The sequence below is a fragment of the Streptomyces sp. NPDC017246 genome (assembly GCF_044331325.1).
Classification (GTDB): Bacteria; Actinomycetota; Actinomycetes; order Streptomycetales; family Streptomycetaceae; genus Streptomyces.
In genome coordinates, this window is the sequence record NZ_JBIRMW010000023.1 from 24,394 (window position 1) to 44,342 (window position 19,949).

General features: G+C 71.9%; 14 protein-coding genes and 2 pseudogenes. 13 read left to right on the forward strand and 3 right to left on the reverse strand.

The genetic code is table 11. The features are described from left to right. Window positions 1-26: 26 nt before the first annotated feature. From ACH4MY_RS35510 to ACH4MY_RS35520, 3 genes and pseudogenes are all read left to right on the forward strand, one after another. A pseudogene (locus ACH4MY_RS35510) lies at window positions 27-557 on the forward strand (choice-of-anchor A family protein); the annotation flags it as partial. After that, entirely contained in the window at window positions 517-1,476 is a 960-nt protein-coding gene (locus ACH4MY_RS35515) for a choice-of-anchor A family protein (RefSeq protein WP_398008597.1), read from the forward strand. The pseudogene ACH4MY_RS35510 and the gene ACH4MY_RS35515, both read left to right, overlap by 41 nt. Before the next feature lie 237 nt (window positions 1,477-1,713). After that, window positions 1,714-2,262 carry a GNAT family N-acetyltransferase gene (locus ACH4MY_RS35520; RefSeq protein ID WP_398008599.1) on the forward strand — a complete coding sequence of 183 codons (549 nt, stop codon included), beginning with the start codon at window positions 1,714-1,716 and terminating at the stop codon, window positions 2,260-2,262. A 66-nt stretch (window positions 2,263-2,328) separates the two neighbouring features. Here ACH4MY_RS35520 and ACH4MY_RS35525 read toward each other — a convergent pair. Continuing rightward, window positions 2,329-2,693 (reverse strand): annotated as a pseudogene (locus tag ACH4MY_RS35525) (HAD family hydrolase). 184 nt (window positions 2,694-2,877) lie between these two features. Here ACH4MY_RS35525 and ACH4MY_RS35530 point away from each other — a divergent pair. From ACH4MY_RS35530 to ACH4MY_RS35575, 10 genes are all read left to right on the forward strand, one after another. Next, entirely contained in the window at window positions 2,878-3,837 is a 960-nt protein-coding gene (locus ACH4MY_RS35530; protein WP_398008601.1) for an SMP-30/gluconolactonase/LRE family protein, read from the forward strand. Window positions 3,838-4,114: 277 nt separating this feature from the next. Next, the gene (locus ACH4MY_RS35535) at window positions 4,115-5,482 is read left to right on the forward strand and encodes a ricin-type beta-trefoil lectin domain protein (protein WP_398008603.1); all 1,368 of its coding nucleotides are present in this window, start codon (window positions 4,115-4,117) and stop codon (window positions 5,480-5,482) included. A gap of 52 nt (window positions 5,483-5,534) precedes the next feature. Beyond that, complete coding sequence (locus ACH4MY_RS35540; protein WP_398008605.1) at window positions 5,535-7,835, forward strand: RICIN domain-containing protein; 2,301 nt, start codon at window positions 5,535-5,537, stop codon at window positions 7,833-7,835. Continuing rightward, window positions 7,832-9,100, forward strand: a complete 1,269-nt coding sequence (locus ACH4MY_RS35545) for a ThuA domain-containing protein (protein WP_398008607.1) — start codon at window positions 7,832-7,834, stop codon at window positions 9,098-9,100. The genes ACH4MY_RS35540 and ACH4MY_RS35545 overlap by 4 nt, the downstream gene beginning before the upstream one ends. A gap of 138 nt (window positions 9,101-9,238) precedes the next feature. Next, window positions 9,239-10,828 (forward strand): MFS transporter, encoded by a 1,590-nt coding sequence (locus tag ACH4MY_RS35550; protein ID WP_398008609.1) that lies wholly within the window; start codon window positions 9,239-9,241, stop codon window positions 10,826-10,828. Between the two features lie 45 nt (window positions 10,829-10,873). Next, window positions 10,874-13,246, forward strand: coding sequence for an alpha-N-acetylglucosaminidase (locus ACH4MY_RS35555; protein WP_398008611.1), 2,373 nt, complete (start codon window positions 10,874-10,876; stop codon window positions 13,244-13,246). A 315-nt stretch (window positions 13,247-13,561) separates the two neighbouring features. Continuing rightward, the gene (locus ACH4MY_RS35560) at window positions 13,562-14,188 is read left to right on the forward strand and encodes a TOPRIM nucleotidyl transferase/hydrolase domain-containing protein (protein ID WP_398008613.1); all 627 of its coding nucleotides are present in this window, start codon (window positions 13,562-13,564) and stop codon (window positions 14,186-14,188) included. Between the two features lie 204 nt (window positions 14,189-14,392). Further along, complete coding sequence (locus ACH4MY_RS35565; RefSeq protein WP_398008615.1) at window positions 14,393-15,754, forward strand: AMP-binding protein; 1,362 nt, start codon at window positions 14,393-14,395, stop codon at window positions 15,752-15,754. Window positions 15,755-15,883: 129 nt separating this feature from the next. Continuing rightward, window positions 15,884-16,600, forward strand: coding sequence for a helix-turn-helix transcriptional regulator (locus ACH4MY_RS35570; protein WP_398008617.1), 717 nt, complete (start codon window positions 15,884-15,886; stop codon window positions 16,598-16,600). A 32-nt stretch (window positions 16,601-16,632) separates the two neighbouring features. Beyond that, on the forward strand, window positions 16,633-17,142 hold the full coding sequence (locus ACH4MY_RS35575; protein WP_398008619.1) for a DUF3291 domain-containing protein: 510 nt from the start codon (window positions 16,633-16,635) through the stop codon (window positions 17,140-17,142). A gap of 271 nt (window positions 17,143-17,413) precedes the next feature. Here the strand turns inward: ACH4MY_RS35575 and ACH4MY_RS35580 are convergent, their stop codons facing one another. After that, entirely contained in the window at window positions 17,414-18,580 is a 1,167-nt protein-coding gene (locus ACH4MY_RS35580) for an alanine--tRNA ligase-related protein (RefSeq protein ID WP_398008621.1), read from the reverse strand. Between the two features lie 394 nt (window positions 18,581-18,974). Further along, a complete protein-coding gene (locus ACH4MY_RS35585; protein ID WP_398008622.1) occupies window positions 18,975-19,949 on the reverse strand; it encodes an NAD(P)-dependent alcohol dehydrogenase in 975 nt (324 codons plus the stop codon).

Sequence of the window (19,949 nt, forward strand, 5' to 3'; positions counted from 1 at the left end):
AGGAAAGAAATGGAAGGTCCACGTAGATGAGCGACACCGCACACACCGGCACGCGACGGAGCAGCGCCGCGGCCCTGAGCCTCGGCCTCGGCCTCGCGCTCGGCCTCGCGCTCGGCCTCACGGCTTCGGGCAGCGCCCTTGGCGCCACGCCCCTCGCCCCGCAGGCACCGCTCGCCCCGGCCACGGGCCGGTCCACGTCGTGCCCGGCTCCCGGCGAGGAGCCCCGGATCGGTCACGAACCGCGGTTCACCGATGCCAACGTGGCGCTCTTCGCCGGCGGCGACTACTCCGCCGACGGTGCGACCGCCGAGGCCGAGGGCCTGCTCGTCATCGCCGGGGACGCCACCTTCGCCAAGGCGTCCGGCGGTGTGTTCAACGTCGGCCGGGTCGGCGCCGGCTCCGGGATCCTCCCCGCGTGGGGCTCCGTCATGCTCGCCGTGGGCGGGGACCTCACGATCGCCCGTGGCACGACGCTCGACGTCGGCCACGGCCTCACGTCCGGCCCGGGCTACGGCGGTGCCGTGCGCGCCGGAGGCGGGATCGACGAGAAGGGGACACTGGAGACGAACGGCGGGGGCCGCTCGTCGGGCGTGGGAGCGCGCGGCACTCGCGCCGTACGACACGTTCGCCGGCACCGTCCGCGGCGAGTCGGCGTCCCTCGGTTCACTGAAGCCCACCGGGACGACGGAGCGCCGGGGCGACACCGTCACCTTCGAGGGCGGTAGCGGCGGGGCCGGCGGTCCGCAGGTGTTCGAGATCTCCGCCAAGGAGCTCGACGGTGCGTCGTCCTTCGACTTCCGGTCGATTCCCGAGCGATCCGCCGTCGTGGTGAACGTGACGGGCAGCCAGGCGGTCGGCATCTCCCCCCTGTCCGTCGGGTTCAACGGCGACCGCGTCGACGTGTACGACTCCGCTCACTTCGGTGAGGCGGCGTCGCGGATCCTCTACAACTTCGAGGCGTCCCCGTCACTCACCCTGGGCGGTGGAGGGAACTTCATGGGCTCGATCCTCACGCCCAAGGCGTCGGCGGACCTGACGGCCAGCACGAACGGCCGCGTCTACGTCGGCGGCGACCTGCGGACCCACGGCGCGGGCAACGAAACCCACAACTACCCCTGGACCGGCTCCTCGACGTTCACCTGCAAGCCCTCGCCCGACGGCCCGAGCACCACGCCCACGCCTCCCGGGCCGCTGCCCTCCACTCCGACTCCTTCCGCCTCGCGGCCGACCGAGGAGCCTCCCGCCGCGACGGAGACGACCGCACCCGCCCCGTCCACTCCTCCCACGGAGGGCGGCTCCGCCCCGGCCACGCCCGGTACCCCGAGCCCGTCGCCGTCTGTCACCGGCCACGGAGACGGCTCGCTCGCGACCACGGGCGCGCACTTCACCCCGTACGCGATCGGCGCCGCGATCCTGGCCGCGATCGGCGCCGCGATCCTCGTCGTCACCCGCCGCCGCGCGAGCGCCCGGCGCTAGGGTTCTCGCCCGTCGCACCATTTCACCGGCCCGCGCCGCCGTGTCGGTCCGCATCCCTACGGGTTGCTTCTGGTCCCACCCCGCTCGTCACGTTCTGAGCGGGGTGGGGCAGAGGGCTCCGGTCCTCACCCATGACCGCTCGGGCCGCGTCGGGAAGGGCCTGTTCCCGCCCCGCTCCATGTCCGTCACGGCGCGGACGGGGCTCGACCGGCTCCTCCCTGGCCATACCGTTGGCCCATGCCGAACACGCCTTCGCGGGTCGAACTACGCCCGCTCACCCTCTCCGACCAGAACGAGTTCTGCGCGCTCGTGCGGGCCAGCTCCGAGCTGCACCGGCCCTTCATGCAACTTCCTTCGACAGATGAGGAGTTCCAGGCCTGGATGCGGCGCTTCGAGGACGGCACCAACCGGGGCTTTCTGATCCGCGTCCGGGAGACCGGCGCAGCCGCCGGCATGGTCAACATCAACTCGGTCATCCGGGGCCGCTACCAGGGCGCGTCCCTCGGCTATGCGGCCTTCGCCCCGTCCGCGGGGCGCGGCTATATGACCGAAGGACTCACCGCCATCCTGCGGCACGCCTTCACCGACCTCCGGCTGCACCGGCTGGAGGCCAACATCCAGCCGGCGAACAAGGCGTCCCTGGCCGTGGTCCAGCGGCTGGGCTTCCGCTACGAGGGCCTGTCGCCCGCCTACCTCTACATCGACGGGGGCTGGCGGGACCACGAACGCTGGGCCATCACCGCCCCCACCCCCTGGACGCCCGACCCGTCCCTTCCCGAGGTCTGAGCCGCTCTGCGCCCCACCCGCCCCGCACCCGCCTCCGCTCCGGCGCCGCCGGAACAGGAACGCACATCATTGGTCGAACCAACCCAAGAGGCCCGGCAGTTCGCGCATGTCGTGGAAGACGACGGTGTCGGGGCCCACCAACCGTTCGGCGGGGGTGAGTCCGCCCGCGTAGCCGAAGGCGCGCATCCCGGCCGCGCGGGCCGCCTGGACGCCGGGGCGGCTGTCCTCGACCACCGCACAGGCGGCGGGGTCGACGCCCATCCGCCGTGCCGCGTATTGGAGCGCCCGATGAACCGGTCCACGACGTCGTCGTGGGTCAACGGCCAGCCGAGTTCGGCCCCCAGGTCGACCTGGAGGCGCACGGCGATGCGTTCGCTGTCGACCAGCACCCCGTCGCAGTCGAATATCACGAGCTCTATCGGCTTGATGATCTCGGCAGCATAGGGGCCCGCCGCCCCCTGCGCGGCGACGGCTCCGAGGCGTTCGGCCGGTCCGGTGCACTGTGATCCACCACTCTTCGTTCGAATCGATCTTGCGATGACCGTATGTCATCCGGCAATCTTCCGTGTGTACCGAAGGACATTCGGTAGCCCGCCTTCACGGGAAGGACCCGCAATGACCAGCGAACGCCCCGCTCTGTACGAGATGTTCGACGACCGATTCCGTACCGGTCGATGCATGAACGGCGACGACGGCCTGGAAGTCATCCACACCGGCTGCCGCTGGGCCGAGGGGCCGATCTACCTGCCCGCCTGGCGGCAGCTGATCTGGAGCGACATCCCCAACGACCGGATGCTGCGCTGGGACGAGGAGACCGGTGCGGTCAGCGTCTTCCGCCGTTCCGCCGGTCACACCAACGGCAACACCCTCGACGGCCAGGGCCGACTCGTGACCTGTGAGCAGGGCAACCGCCGGGTGACGCGCACCGAACACGACGGCACGATCACGGTGCTGGCCGATCACTGGCAGGGCAAGCGTCTGAACAGCCCGAACGACGCCGCGGTCAAGTCCGACGGCTCCATCTGGTTCTCCGACCCGGACTTCGGCATCACCAGCGACTACGAGGGCCATCGCGCGCAGAGCGAGATCGGCTCCAACAACGTCTACCGCATCGATCCCGGCAGCGGCGAAGTGCGGCTGGTCGCCGACGGCTTCGGGGCGCCGAACGGGCTCGTCTTCTCGTCCGACGAGCGGCAGCTCTTCGTCTCCGACACCCGGGCCGGCTTCATCCGGGTCTTCGACGTACGCGAGGACGGCACCCTGTCGGACGGCAAGGTCTTCGCCGAGGGCGGGGCGCGGGGCGCGGCCCGTTTCGACAATCTCCGCTTCGACGACGACGGCCGGCTCTGGGCGGCCGCGATGGGCGACGGGGTGCACTGTTACGACCCCGACGGCACGCTGATCGGCCGGCTCGTCGTGCCCGAGGCGGTCGCCAACATCACCTGGGGCGGCGTCAAGCGCAACCGTCTCTTCATCGCCGCCGAGACCAGTGTCTACTCGGTGGTCATGGCCGTCACGGGCACCCACCCGACCGGCCCCGGGCGCAGGCGCTGGCCGGCCCCCGGGTCCCGGTGAACGTCGTGAGGTGACGTCGGCGGGGCCTTCCGCGCCGCCCTGTCGTCAACACTTCACGCCAACTCCCAACGAATCCCAACTCGGGTGCCCCTCAAGGCGATTGCGCGTTCAAGGCCTGAATGCGCGAACTCTTGACGTGTCTGGTTCAGACCTTTACTTTCGCTGATCAGAAAGTCGAATGGCGTTCACATCGCTGAACGAACCGGTCGATCCACGGAGGGCGTCGGCGCTTCGCCGCGCCCTCCGAAGAGCCTCCCCCACCCGAGAGGACCCCCACATGCACCGGATCCGTCTCCCCCTCACCATCGCCGCACTCGCCCTCGCCGCTGGCGGTCTCACCGTCGCCACGAACGCCCCCGCCGAGGCCGCCGCCGGCCGGATCACCGGCATCGGCGGCAAGTGCGTCGACGTGGCGGGGGCCAGTACCGCGAACGGCACCCCCGTACAGCTCTACGACTGCAACAGCACCGCCGCCCAGAACTGGGACGTGGGCAGCGACGGCAGCATCAAGGCCCTCGGCAAGTGCCTGGACGTGACCTCCGCAGGAACCGCGAACGGTTCGACGGTGCAGCTCTGGGACTGCAACGGCTCCGCCGCCCAGCGCTGGACGGTGACCGCGGCCCGCGACATCGTCAACCCGCAGGCCGACAAGTGTCTGGACGCCACGGGCAACAGCTCCGCCAACGGCACCCGGCTGCAGCTCTGGACGTGCACCGGTGCGGCCAACCAGAAGTGGACGGCGCCGCCGGCCGGCGGGACCGGCCCGGCCCCCGGCGGGAACATGGCCGTCGCGCCGTACCTCTACAACGGCTGGGGCAGCCCGCCGAGCCCGACGACGGTCATGAACGCCACCGGCGTGAAGTGGTTCACGCTCGCGTTCGTCCTCAGCAACGGCTACTGCAACCCCCAGTGGGACGGCGGCCGTCCCCTCGTCGGCGGCGTCGACCAGCAGACGGTCAACACGGTCCGGGCGGCCGGGGGCGACGTCATCCCGTCCTTCGGCGGGTGGAGCGGCAACAAGCTGGAGAGCTCGTGCTCCAGCGCGGGCGAGCTCGCCGCCGCCTACCAGAAGGTCATCGACGCGTACGGGCTCAAGGCCATCGACATCGACATCGAGGCCGCCGCCTACGACAGCCCCACCGTCCAGCAGCGCACGATCGACGCCCTGAGGACCGTGAAGGCCGGCAACCCCGGCCTGAAGGTGTACGTCACCTTCGGCACCGGCCAGAACGGCCCCGACACCGGCCTCATCAACCGCGCCGCCGCGGCCGGCCTCACGGTCGACAGCTGGACCATCATGCCGTTCGACTTCGGCGGCAACGGACAGAACATGGGCACCCTGACCGTCCGCGCTGCCGAGGGACTCAAGACCGCGGTGAAGAACGCGTACGGCTACAGCGACGACCAGGCCTACCGCCACACCGGCATCTCCTCGATGAACGGCGTGACCGACGTGGGCGAGACCATCACCCAGGCCGACTTCCGCACCATCCTCGCCTACGCGCAGCAGCGGCACCTGGCCCGGCTGACCTTCTGGTCCGTCAACCGTGACCGGCCCTGCACCGGCGGCGGCGCCGACACCTGCTCCGACATCGGGCAGCAGCCCTGGGAGTTCACCCGGATCCTCGCCGCCTACACCGGCTGATCCGCGTCCCGGGCACGTTCGGAACGCCTCCCCACCCCCACCAAGGAGTCCCATGCCCACCACCCGACGGAGCGCCGGACCCCGGCGCCCCGCCCGCGCCCGCCCACGGCCCCATCGCCTCGGAGCGGTCCTGGCCGCCGGCGCGGTCGCCTGCTCGGCGCTGGTCGCCCTCTCCCCCGGCTCCGCGGCCGCGAGCCCGACGGCGGCCACCACCGGTCCGGTCACCGGATCCGCCACAGGACGCGCCGCCGGACTCGCCGCGGCCGAGGTGCCCACCGGCCTCGTCACCGTCGTCAACTCCGGCAGCGGCAAGTGCCTCGACGCCCGCGCCGCCGCGACCGTCAACGGCACCGCCGTCCAGCAGTACGCCTGCAACGGCACCACCGCCCAGCAGTGGAACCTCATACCGACCACCGACGGCCACGTCCGGATCGGCACCCGCACCGACCCCGCCCAGGTCGTCGACGTCAGCGACGTCTCCACCGCCGACAACGCCGCCGTCCACCTGTGGACGTACGGCGGCGGGCTCAACCAGCAGTGGCAGGCCGTCGACGACGGGGCCGGAGCCTTCCGGCTCGTCAACCGCAACAGCGGGAAGTGCCTCGACGTGCCCGCCGCCTCCGCCTCCGACGGCGTGCAGCTCGTCCAGTACACCTGCAACGGCACGGCCGCCCAGCGCTTCCAGGTGACGCCCGTCAGCACCGCGCCCGGTGACGTCGACCTCGGGCCGAACGTCGTCGTCCTCGACCCGTCGATGCCCTCGGCGACGGTCCAGGGCCGGCTGAACACGATCTTCCAGCGCCAGGAGACCAATCAGTTCGGGGCGGACCGCTACGCCGTCCTGTTCAAGCCGGGCACGTACAACAACGATGTCAACGTCGGCTTCTACACCCAGGTCCTGGGCCTCGGCCAGTCGCCCGACGCCGTGACGATCAACGGTGCCGTGCACGTGGAGGCCGACTGGTTCCCGCCGCAGAACGCCACCCAGAACTTCTGGCGCGGCGCGGAGAACCTCTCCGTCAACCCCACCGGCGGCACCGACCGCTGGGCCGTCTCGCAGGCCTCGGCGTACCGCCGGATGCATGTGCGCGGCAATCTGGAGCTGAGCGACGGAGGCTGGTCCAGCGGCGGCTTCATGGCCGACACCAAGATCGACGGCCAGGTCCGCTCCGGCACCCAGCAGCAGTGGCTGACCCGCAACTCCCAGCTCGGTTCCTGGACGGGGTCGAACTGGAACATGGTCTTCGTCGGCAGCCAGGGCGTCCCCGGCACGACCTTCCCCAACCCGCCCCACACGACCGTGGACCGGACCCCCGTCGTACGGGAGAAGCCCTTCCTCACCGTGGACGCCGCCGGCGCGTACAAGGTGGTCGTCCCCGCCCCGCGCAACGACTCCACGGCCACCACCTGGGCGGCCGGCGGCACCCCCGCCGGGACCCAGCTCGGCATGGACCGCTTCCACGTCGTCAAGCCGGGAGCGACCGCGGCCCAGATCAACGCCGCCCTCGCGGCGGGCAAGGACCTGCTCGTCACCCCCGGGGTGTACCACCTGAACCAGACCCTGCGGGTCACCCGCCCGGACACCGTGATCCTCGGCCTCGGCCTCGCCACCTTCGTCCCCGACAACGGCGTCACCGCCATGACCGTCGCCGACGTCGACGGAGTGAAGATCGCGGGCGTCCTCTTCGACGCCGGTACCGTCACCTCGCAGACCCTGCTGGAGCTCGGCCCCGCCGGCTCGTCCGCGTCCCACGCGACGAACCCGACCTCGCTCCACGACGTGTACTTCCGGGTCGGCGGCGCGGCCGTCGGCAAGGCCACGACCAGCCTCGTCGTCAACAGCGACCATGTCATCGGCGACCACCTGTGGGTCTGGCGCGCGGACCACGGAAGCGGCGTCGGCTGGACCACCAACACCGCCGACACCGGGCTGATCGTCAACGGCGACGACGTCACCATGTACGGCCTGTTCGTCGAGCACTACCAGAAGCACCAGACGATCTGGAACGGCAACCGGGGACGCACGTACTTCTACCAGAACGAGATGCCGTACGACCCGCCCAACCAGGCCGCCTGGATGAACGGCGCCACCCAGGGCTACGCCGCCTACAAGGTGGCCGACACCGTCACCAGCCACCAGGCCTACGGGTTCGGCAGCTACTGCTACTTCAACGTCGCCGCGGGTGTCACCGCGGAGCACGCCATCGAGGCCCCGAACCGTCCCGACGTCCGCTTCCGCAGCATGGTCACCGTCTCCCTCGGGGGCACCGGAACGATCCGGCACGTCGTCAACGACCGCGGCGGCCCGTCCAACTCCTCCACCAACGTCGCGAACCTGGTGAGCTACCCATGAGACGACTCCTGACCCGACTCCTCGGCCTCATGGCACTGGTCCTCGGCCTCGGCGTCGTCGCCCCCGCCCAGGCGGCCCCGGCCGCACCGGACTTCCGTGTGCTCGCCTTCTACAACGGCACCTGGGACGCGGCCCACATCGACTTCGTCAAGGAAGCCAACGACTGGTTCCCGCGCACCGCGGCCGCCCACAACTTCACCTACACCGCGACCACCGACTGGAACCTGCTCGCCAACGGCGGCGTGGACGCGTACGACGTCGTCCTCTTCCTCGACGACGCCCCTCAGGGCGCCGCGCAACGCGCCGGATTCGAGCGGTACATGCGGAACGGCGGGGCGTGGCTCGGCTTCCACGTCTCGGCGTTCACCACCGACGCCTCCAGCTGGAGCTGGTACTACAACCAGTTCCTGGGCAGCGGGAACTTCCGCTCCAACACCTGGGGCCCGACCACCGCGCTCGTACGCACCGAGAACGCGGCCCACCCCGTGGCGGCCGGGCTGCCCGCGACCTGGACCTCCGCCGTCAGCGAGTGGTACAGCTGGTCGAACAACCTGCGGTCCAACCCGTCCATCAAGGTCCTCGCCTCGGTCGACCCGGCCGGTTTCCCGCTGGGCACCGACCCGAACCAGACCTGGTACAGCGGCGACTACCCCCTCGTGTGGACCAACACGCAGTACCGCATGCTGTACGCCAACTTCGGTCACAACGCCATGAACTACAGCACCAACACCCGGCTCTCCTCCACCTTCGCCGGCGCCACCCAGAACCGTCTCCTCATCGACGGCCTCAAGTGGCTGGCCGGCACCGGCACCACCACCCCGCCGGGCCCCTTCCCGGGGGACTCCTGGTACGCCCTGGCCGACGGGGCCAACGGCCTGTGCGTCGACGTCAGGGCGGCGGGCACGGCCAACGGCACGCCCGTCCAGCAGTACACCTGCAACGGCACCCAGGCCCAGCAGTTCCGCTTCACCCCGACGACCGACGGCTACACCCGCATCGGCGTCCGCACCGCTCCCCAGCAGGTCGTCGACGTCACCGACCGGTCGACCGCCGACGGCGCGGCACTGCAGCTCTGGTCCTCCTCGGGCGGCACGAACCAGCAGTGGCTGCCGGTGGCCGAGGCCTCCGGCCGGTACCACTTCGTCGCCCGCCACAGCGGCAAATGCCTCACCACCACGGGTACCGCCACGGTCGGCGTCGCCCTCGTCCAACGCTCCTGCGACGGATCGCCGTCCCAGAGCTTCCGCCCCACCGCGGTGCCCTAGGCACCGTCCCAGAGCCGCCGTACGGGTGCGGTGCCCCCCGGAGGCACCACCCCCGCACGGTTCATCGTTCCGGCGCCGCCGCCCCCCGGGCGGCGGCCTCGGCATGCACACCCGGCGGCCCGGGACGATCATCCGTACATGGCAGGTACTCCCCCACACCCCGCGCCGGCCGAGGCCGCCACCGGCGAGGCGCCCCGTCAGAAGCTGGCGCTCGCGGCGATGCTCTTCGCGGTGTCGATGACCTTCATCGACCAGACCATCGTGTCGATCGCCGCCCCGAGCATCACCGCGGAGCTCGGCCTCTCCGCCTCCGGCATGCAGTGGGTCGTCAACGCCTACCTGCTCTCCCTCGCCGCGTTCTTCGCGCTCGGCGGCCGGCTCTCCGATCTCTTCGGGCACCGCCTCGTCATGCTGATCGGCACCCTGGTCTTCGTCCTCTCGTCGGTGCTGTGCGGCTGTGTGCCGTCCGGCGACCTCGCCCAGACCTGGCTGATCGTCTTCCGCGCCATCCAGGGCCTCGGCGCGGCCCTGATGTTCCCCGCGGCGCTGGCCGTCGTCATCGCCGTCTTCCCCGTCGACCGGCGCGGCCGGGCCCTCGCGCTCTTCTTCGGGCTCTCCGGCGCCCTCACCGCCGTGGGGCCCCTGCTCGGCGGCTGGCTGACCGCGTGGACCTGGCGCGCGATCTTCTGGGTCAACGTGCCGGTGGCCGTCGTCGCCATCGTGCTCGCCGTGCTCGCCCGGATCCCCGAGAGCCGCCGTCCGGAGCGGCTCGACGTCGTCGGGGCCGTGCTCGTCGCCGTCGGGATGGGGCTGAGCGTGCTGGGCTTCCAGCAGGCCGCTTCCTGGGGCTGGGGCAGCGTCGCGACCTGGGCCTGTGTCATCGGCGGCCTGCTCGTCCTGGTGATCTTCTTCGGCTACGAGCGGCGCACCACACACCCGCTGATCGACTTCGACGTCTTCCGGGACCGGGCCTTCACCGTCGACAGTCTCGTGCTGTTCTTCGCGATGCTCGCCTTCGTGCCGGTCTTCTTCTTCTCGTCCGTGTACGCCCAGGTGTCGCTCAGCGCCTCCCCGAACCAGGCCGCTCTGTTCCTGCTGTACTTCTTCATCGGCTTCGGCCTCGCCTCCCAGTGGGGCGGCAGGATCCTCGACAAGCGCGGCGCCCGCCCGGCCATGAAGCTCGGCTGCGCGCTCGGCGCGGTCGGGTTCTTCCTCTGGGCCCAGAAGATGACCGATCTGTCGATGCACGACCAGTGGCCGTACGCGGCCATGGCGGGCGCCGGCATCGGCTTCCTCCTCGCGCCGGCCTCCACCGACGCCGTCAACCGGGCGATCGGCGCCTCGTACGGCGAGGTCACGGGGATCACCCAGACGGTCCGCAACTACGCGGCCGCCATCGGCATGGCCGTCTTCAGCACCCTGCTGGCCCATGTCTCCACGGACCGCATCACCGCCACGCTCCGGGACCGCGGCCTGCCGCCGGCCGAGGCATCGGCCACCGCGGAGAAGGTCGCCGAGGCGGTCACCGGTCACCCGGACGGCCAGGGTCCGAGCGGTGACGGGCCGGTGGCGAAGGCCCTGCGGGGGGCCGGGGACGCGATCCGGACGGACTTCGCCGAGGCCAACCAATGGGTGTTCTACGGCATGGCGATCGCCCTCGCCGTGGCATTCCTGTGCGCGCTCGCCCACCCCGGGACACGGGTCACCGAGCGCACCCCGAACAGCTGACCTCGTCCTTCGCAGCGCTGATCTCTTCCCCGAGCAGGGAGCCACATGGGCCGCCGCCCGACCCTTCGACGCCGCACCGTCCGCACACCCCGCCGGCGTACCGCCCCCGTCGCCCGCCGTCGCAGCGCCCTGGTCACCCGCTGGCGTACGGCCCTCGCCGCCACCGTGCTCACCGCCGTGACGGCGGCCGCGCCCGGGGTGTCACCGCTGCCGGGCACCACCGCCGCCGCGGCCGCGCCGCCACCCGCCGCGTTCACTCCTTCGGCCGCCCTCGGCCCGTCGGCGGCTCTCGCCCCGTCGACGGCCGTCGCCGCGTCGACGGTGTTCGACCCGGCGCCGGCCCGGGCCGGCCTGAAGCGTCTGCTGGCCTCCCACGCGGCGCAGTTCACGCTGGTCCCGGTCGAGAAGCCCGCCTCGGGCGACTACTTCTCCGTCGGGGGCGGGCCCGGGGCGATCCTGGTACGGGGCACCTCGCCGGCCACTCTCCTCACCGGGGTCGGCTGGTACCTGAAGCAGGTCGCCGGGGTCGACATCGGATGGCCGGGCGACAGCATCGGCCGGCTGCCCGCCACGCTCCCCCCGGTCCCCGGGATCCTCACCCGGTCCGCGGCCGTGCCCCACCGCTACGCCCTGAACGACACCGACGAGGGGTACTCGGGCGCCTATCGGGACTTCACCGCCTACCGGCACCAGATCGACCTGATGGCGCTGCACGGGGTGAACGAGGTCTTCGTCCCGACCGGGGCCGAGTACCCGTACTACCGGGCGCTCCAGCAGTTCGGCTACGGAGCGGCGGAGCTGCGCGACTGGATCCCGGGCCCGGCCCATCAGGGCTGGTGGCTGCTGCAGAACCTGTCGCACTTCGCCGGGCCGGTCTCCGAGCGGCTGATCGAGGCACGGGCGGCCCTGGGCGGCCGGATCGCGGACCACCTCCGTTCGATGGGGATGACACCCGTGCTGCCGGGCTTCTTCGGCACGGTGCCACCGGACTTCACCGCACGGAACCCCGACGCGGTCACCGTCCCGCAGGGGAGATGGGTGGGCTTCGACCGGCCCGACTGGCTGGATCCCACCGGGCCGGTCTTCCCCCGGCTCGCGGACGCCTACTACCGGTTCCAGCGGGAGCGGTTCGGGGACAGCGACATGTTCAAGATGGACCTGCTGCACGAGGGCGGGGCGCCGGGGACCGTCGACGTCACCGCCGCCGCGGGAGCCGTCCAGCGCGCCCTGGAGGCCGCGCGTCCCGGTGCCACCTGGGTCATGCTCGGCTGGCAGCTCAACCCGACCCCGGCGCTCCTGAACGGCGTCGACCGCCGCCGGGTGCTGATCGTCGACGGTCTCTCCGACCGCTACGACGGCCTCGACCGCGAGACGCAGTGGGGCGGCGCCCCGTACGCCTTCGGCACGATCCCCAACTTCGGCGGCCACACCAGCCTCGGCGCCAACACCGGTGCGTGGGTGAGCCGCTTCCACACCTGGCTCGCCGAGCAGGACAGCGCGCTGAGCGGAATCGCCTACCTCCCCGAGGGCACCGGCGGGAACCCCGCCGCCTTCGACCTCTTCACCGAACTCGCCTGGCAGCCGGGCCCGATCGACCAGGCGAGCTGGTTCGCCGGGTACGCCGCACGGCGCTACGGCGGTACGGACCAGCACGCGGCGGCGGCCTGGGAGCTGCTGCGCCGCGGCCCGTACAGCACCCACTCGGGTACGTGGAGCGAGCCGCAGGACAGTCTCTTCGCGGCCCGGCCGAGCCTGACGGCGGCCACCGCCGCGCGGTGGAGCCCGAAGGCGATGCGGTACGAGGCCGCCACGGTCGAGCAGGCGCTCGCGGAACTGCTGCGGGTGGCCCCGGAGCTGCGGGCCACGGACGCGTACCGCTTCGACCTCGTGGACGTGGCCCGGCAGGCGCTCACGAACCGTGCCCGGGTCCTGCTGCCCCGTATCAGGACCGCCTACGAGGGCGGGAACCTCGAGGGCTTCCGGGCGCTGGTACGGGAGTGGGGCGCCGCGGAGGAGCTGCTCGGGCGGCTGGTCTCCTCCGACCGGAGGTTCCTCGTCGGCCCGTGGCTCGCCGAGGCGCGCGCCTGGGGCGCCCTCCCGGAGGAGCGCGACCGGCTGGAGTACGACGCCCGCTCGATCCTCACCACATGGGCCGACCGGGGACCGAGCGAGTCGGGCGGCCTGCACGACTACGCCAACCGTGAATGGTCCGGTCTGCTCCAGGACGTGTACGCGCCGCGCTGGGCCGCCTACTTCGCGAGTCTCGACAGCGCGCTGGTGAACGGCACGGCGCCGGTGGCCGTGGACTGGTTCGCGAGGGACGAGGCATGGGCACACGACCGCCACCCCTACCCGACGACACCGACGGGCGACCCGGTCGCCCTCGCGGCGGAGGTGGGGGCGGCGCTGGCGGGCTAGACGGGGCAGCTCGGGCGGGGTGCGGGCGGCCGAGAGGAGGGATGCGGGCGGCCCGGGAGGACGGGGTGCGGGCGCCCGGGCGGCGTCGTCCCTTCCGTCGCACTCCCCCGCCAGCCGCGTCAGGTGGACCCCGACTGCCGCTGCCCGTCTCCTCCCTCCCCCGTAAATCGCTTGTCCGGGTTCCGCCGCGAGGGGAGCATGGATCATGGCGGGCGCGCTCCGGGTGGTGGTGTCCGACCGTCCACCGCGGCCCCTGCGAGGACCGCGGTGGTCAGCAATGCTGTTCACCGCCCGCCCCTCCCGGGAGACGCCCTCATGCCTGCGGATGACACAAGACGCTTCGTTCGGGCGGCAGTCGCGTGGGCGGCCGGTGATGCGCACGCCGCTCCGGCGGCACGGGAGCTGGCCCGCGGGCTGAGCACGGTCGTCCTCGTCGAAGGCGTCAGCGACGTGGCCGCCGTCGACGCGCTCGCCGCACGCCGGGGCCGGGACCTCGCCGCGGAGGGCGTCGCCGTCGTGCCCCTGGGCGGCGCGACGAGCATCGGGAAGTTCGTCGCCCTCTTCGGCCCGCAGGGCCTCGGGCTCCGGCTGGCGGGTCTCGTCGACATCCGCGAGGAGCCCCACTTCCGGCGCAGCCTGGAGCAGGCGGGGCTCGGCTTCGGAACCTTCCATGTCTGCGAGGCGGACCTCGAGGACGAGCTGATCCGCGCGCTCGGCACCGACGCGGTCCAGCGGGTCGTCGACGAGCAGGGCGAGCTCCGCGCGTTCCGCACCTTCCAGAAGCAGCCGGCCCAGCGGGAACGCACCGTGGAGCAGCAGCTGCGGCGCTTCCTGGGCACGCACAGCGGCCGGAAGGCGCAGTACGCACGCGCGCTCGTGGAGGACCTCGAACCCGCACGCGTACCGCGCCCTCTGGAGCGGCTCCTCGCGGACGCCTGCTGACAGCACGGTTCGACGCCTTCTCGTTCGTCCGGCCGTCTCCGCTGGTCAGCGGCGTTCGTTGGAGCTTCTTCCGAGGGGGTTCCGCGGCCGTGGTCCGGAAAGCGCATTGCACACGGGGCAGTTGACGGAATTGACTGCCGGGGCCGCGTCGGGACACCGACTCGCGGCACCGACCAGGTCGAACCCGCCGCTGTAAGGACCCGAATGAACCCCGTTCTCGACGGCTGTACACCCTGGCCCGAAGAGTTCGTCGACCGCTACTGGGCGGCCGGGCACTGGCGCGGCAACACGCTCGACAACCTGCTGCGCGGCTGGGCCCTGCAGTACGGACCGCGGACCGCGCTCGTGCACGGCGGCACCCGCGTCACGTACGCGGCCCTGAACCGGCGCGTGGACCGCATGGCCGCCGGGTTCCGGCTGCTCGCCCTCCGGCCCGGACAGCGCGTCGTCGTCCAGTTGCCGAACGTCCCCGAGTTCGTCGTCACCGTTTTCGCCCTGATGCGCGCCGGCGCGGTCCCCGTGTTCTGCCCGGTCGCGTACCGCGCGTCCGAGGTGTCCCACCTCGTACAGGTCACCCGGGCCGTCGGTTACGTCGGCCCCTCGACGTACCGGGGCTTCGACCACACCGCGATGGCGGCGGACATCGCCGCCCGCGAGCCCTTCCTGCGGAGGGTGTTCACCGTCGAGGCGCCGGACGCCTCGTCCCCGTACGGCGGCGGGTACACGACCGACGCGTCGGGCTGCCACTACTTCCCGCTGAGCTCGGTCGACGCCCCTCCCGTGCCGGCGCTGCCGCAGAGCGCCGACCAGGTGGCGTTCCTGCTGCTCTCCGGCGCCGCCGCCACGAGCGCCCTCCTCGTTCCGCGCACCCACAACGACTACGACTACCAGGCGCGGGCCGCCGCCGAGGCGGTGTCGCTCACCGAGGACGACGTGTACCTCGCCGCGCTGCCCCCCGAGTCCCCTCTGACCTGGGGCTGTCCCGGAGTCATCGGCACCCTCTCCGTCGGCGGCACCGTCGTCCTGGTCGAGGACCCGAGCCCCGCCGCGTGCTTCCCCCTCGTCGAACGGGAGCGCGTCAGCGTCACGTCGCTCCCGCCGGCGGTCGCCCGGCAGTGGCTCGACGCGCGCGCCACGATCCGGTCCGACCTGAGCAGTCTGCGACTGATGCAGATCGGTGGCTCGCTCCCGCCCCGGGCGAACGCCGTCGAGCGGCAGGGGCCCGCCGCGGACTGGCACCTGCAGCAGGTCTTCGAGATGGCCGAGGGGCTGCTCACGCTCACTCCGCCCGCCGAACAGGACGAGCCCGCGCTCACCACCCACGGCCGCCCGCTCTCGCCCGACGACGAGCTCCGTGTCGTGGGCGCCGACGGCGCGGACGTGGCCGACGGGGAGCCCGGCGAACTCCTCGTCCGCGGTCCCTACACCCTGCGCGGCTACTACCGGGCAGCCGAGTACAACGCGCGCTCCTTCACGCTCGACGGCCACTTCCGCACGGGCGCCCTCGCACGGCGCACCCCGGACGGGAGTCTGGTGGTGACCGGCCGCCTCCAGGACGTCCCGTAGGGGTGCCGTACGGGTCCCGTACGAGTCCCGTGGGAGTCCCGTGGGAGTCCCGTACAGGTCCTCGTAAGGGGTCCGGCCCCGAAGCCCCGAGCTTCTATGTCCAATCTGCGTTGTTCCTAGAATGGCCGGATGGAGCACATCGAAGCGATCGCCATGCTGCAGGATCCGGTGCGGCGCCGCCTGTACGAGTACGTGGCCGCCCAGGGCCGCGAGGTCGGCCGCAACGAGGCCGCCGAGGCCACCGGGGTGACACGCACACTCGCCGCACACCATCTGGACAGGCTGACCGAGGCCGGGCTGCTGGAGAGCGGCAGCCGTCGCCTGACGGGCCGCTCGGGGCCGGGGGCGGGCCGTCCCGCCAAGGTGTACACGCGGACGAAGGCCGAGCGGTCGGTGTCGCTGCCCGCCCGCGACTACCGCACCGCGGCCGAGCTGCTCGCCGAGGCCGCCGAGCAGGCCGGGCTCGACGCCGGCCTCTGCGCGGCCGCCCGCCGGCGGGGCGAGTCCCTGCGCGGCTCGGCCGCGCCCTGCGGAGACCTCGAAGAGGCCATGAAGGTGCTGGCCGCCCGCGGCTACGAACCGCACCTGGAGCCGGATCCGGACTCGGGGGCGGAATCGGACTCGGACTCGGAAGGGACGGCCGGGGTGGCCGCCACGCCCGTCGTCCGTATGCGCAACTGCCCCTTCCACGCCGTCGCCGAACGCTTCCCGCCGCTCGTCTGCGGAATGAATCTCGCGCTCCTGGAGGGACTGCTCGGCACGGACGGTCCCGTACGGGCCCACATGGACGCCCGGCCCGGGGAGTGTTGTGTGGTGGTCGAGGCTTCTAAAAACAATAGTGATTGACATAGAAAACGAGGCCGTGCTGGGATGAGCCCATGACCGCATCCCCGCATCCCGCCGCCCACCTCGCCCAGCTCAACGTCGCGACGCTCCGCCACCCCTTGGACGACCCGCGCATCGCGCCCTTCGTCGAGATGCTCGACCCGGTCAACGGCGCCGCCGACGGCGCACCCGGCTTCGTGTGGCGACTGATCGAGGAAGGCGAGGCCGACGCGACCGGCCTGCGCCCGGCGGGCGAGAACGTCATCGTCAACCTGTCGGTGTGGGAGAACCAGGAGGCCCTCTGGGACTTCGCCTACCGGAGCGGGCACCTGGAAGTGATGCGGCGGCGGCGCGCATGGTTCGAGCGGCACGTCGAGGCGCACCTGGTGCTCTGGTGGATCCCCGCAGGTCACCTCCCGACCGTCGGCGAGTCCCTGGAACGGCTGACGGACCTTCGGGCACACGGGCCGTCCCCGCGCGCCTTCACCTTCGCGTCGTCGTACAGCGCCGCCGAGGCCGCCGAGCACCTTCGGACGGCGGCGCCGTCGACGCGTCCCGCGTAGGCAGCACCGCCACCTCGGCGTTCCGTCCGCCGACCGGCGACGGGGAGATCGACCCGGAGGACCTCGACACCCGGCTCTTCGTCCTCGACGTCTCGCCGAATGCCTGCGCGAACAGGCCGAACTCCGGAGAACCCCTCGGCGCGCGCGGTGAATCTGGGGCTCGCCCACTTCGAGCGGTATCGCATGACCCACCGGGCGGGACCTGCGCCTCGCCGCAGTCGAACTGATCGGCGCCCGGGTGACGCGGCTGCGACGGGCGGAGCGCCGGTCGTCACTCCTGTCGCAGTGTCATGACCAGGTCGCGCGGCAGACCGTGGGTGTCGTGGAGGTAGTGGAGGTCCTCCTCGTCCAGGGGGCGTTGGAAGCGGGGGCCGGCCAGGATCCGGCGGCCGCGGGCGAGGAGTCGCCCGAACCTCTCCTCCTCGTCGAGCAACAGCCGCCGTACGTCGCCCGGGTCCACGTCCTGCCGGAAGTGGCTCAGGGTGTGCTCGACGAGCTCGGACGGAAGGTCTCCGAGAGTGCGCTTCGGATCGTCCCGCCACAGCACGGTCAGCACCCTGCGGAGCAGGCGTCGCAGCACGTATCCCTGCCCGGTGCTGCCGGGGCGCACCCCGTCGCCGATCACCACGACGGCCGAGCGCAGATGGTCGTAGACCAGACGCGGCGACGGTTCCTCCAGCGGCCACAGCGTGGGTACGAGTCGGCGCCAGGGATCGAAGACATCGCACTCGAACACGGACGACTTCCCCTGGAGCAGGCAGGCCAGTCGCTCCAGGCCCAGACCGGTGTCGATGTTCCGCTGGGGAAGCGGCCGGAGGGAACCGTCGTCGAGCCGGCGGTGGCGCATCATCACGTGGTTCCACACCTCCACCCATCGGTCGTCCTGGGTGGGCGTCGAACGGGGCGGCGAGTCCCCGCTCCAGAGGAAGACCTCGGAGTCGGGGCCGCACGGGCCGGTCGGGCCGTTGGACCACCAGTTGTCCTCGACGGTGAGCTCCACGGGCACTCCGCGGCCCTGCCAGAATTCCAGGGAGGCGGTGTCCTGTCCCGACCGGTCGTCTCCCCCGTACACCGTGGCGTGGAGGAGGCCCGGATCGACCCCCAGCCCCTCGGTGAGCAGCTCGTGTCCCCAGGCGAGGCTCTGGGGGCCCTCGTAGTCGCCCAGCGACCAGGTGCCGAGCATCTCGAACACGGTCAGATGGGTGGAGTCGCCGACCTCGTCCAGGTCCGTCGTGCGCAGACAGCGCTGTACGTTGACGAGGCGTCGGCCCAGTGGATGGGGGCGCCCCTCCAGGTACGGGGTGAGCGGATGCATGCCGGAGGTCGTGAACAGCACCGGGTCGCCGGGCGGCGGCAGGAGCGTCGAGCCGGTGATGCGGCGATGACCGCGCTCCTCGAAATAGTCGAGGAAGGTCCGGACGATGTCTTCGGTCTTCATGGGATGACTCCTTCGCGTCACGGCAAGGGAGGCACCGGAGAACGGGCCGGAGCGGTCGTCGACCGGGCAGAGGAGCCACAGAACCACCGGCGGGCCGTTTCCGGTCGCCGGTGGGAAGAGGAAGGTCAGACGGCGGCAACCGGCGAGCTGGTCGCTCGCGCGGTCGCGGTGAGGCTTCGGCCGGTGACGTTCATACGCTCGACGATAACGCGCGTCCCTCCGGAGAGCACCCGATATTTCGCGAGGGGGTGTGCGTCGGCGGAGCGTGGTGTCGGCCGTCGCGGCGGCTGTCGGCGAAGACGGACGGCAGTCGTCTGTCCGGCGTCTTCACTGCCGGGCAGAGGCCGCCGGACGGTCGGCGCCGTCGGACCGTCGGCGCCACTGGACCTCGTCGTCAGACCGTGAGGACGACCTTGGCCCGTGCGTGGTCCACCTCCATGTAGCGGATCGCCTCGGCCGCTTCGCTCAGCGGGTAGGTACGGTCGACGGCGGGGGTGACCGCGCCGGACTCGACGAGGTCGCAGAGTGCCGCGAGGGTCTCGCCGTCCAGAACCGCCGTGAGGACGAGCACGCGCCGGCCGACGAAACGGGAGACGGCCTGGCCCTTGAGGAGCAGGCCCATCGGTCCGAACAGGCTGCCGCCCTCGGACACTCCTCCGCCCGACAGCACCAGGGTCCCCGTCGCCGTCAGGGCCCGTCTGCACTCGGCGAGGGAGCGGTTGCCGACCAGGTCGAGCACGGTGTCGAAGGGCGTGGTGCTCCGGGTGAAGTCCTCCCGCGCGTAATCGATGACGTGGTCCGCGCCCAGTGACCGGACGAGGTCCGCGTTTCTCGCGCTGCACACGGCGGTGACCTCGGCCCCGAGCGCCTTGGCCATCTGCACGGCGAACGTGCCCACGCCGCCCGACGCGCCGTTGACCAGCACACGATGGCCCGGCCTCGTGCCGGCCAGGTCCCGCAGGGCCTTCAGGGCGGTGCCGCCGGCCAGCGGCACCGCGGCCGCCTGCTCGAACGTCAGGTTGCGCGGTTTTACGGCGATCTTGTCGGCCGCCGCGGACACGTACTCGGCGAAGGCGCCGTCCGCCTCGCCGTACACCTCGTCGCCGACGGCGAACCGGCTCACGGAACCGCCCACCGCGGTCACCTCACCCGCGAAGTCCGTCCCCCGGATCCTCGCCTTCGGTCTCCTCAGACCGAAGGCCAGACGTGCGACGTACGGATCGCCCCGCATCACGTGCCAGTCACGGGCGTTGACCGACGCGGCGCGGACCCGTACGAGCACGTCGTGCTCTCCCACCTGCGGACGGTCGGCCTCGTCGAGCCGCAGCACCTCGGACGAGCCGTACCGGTCCTGGACGATCGCCTTCAT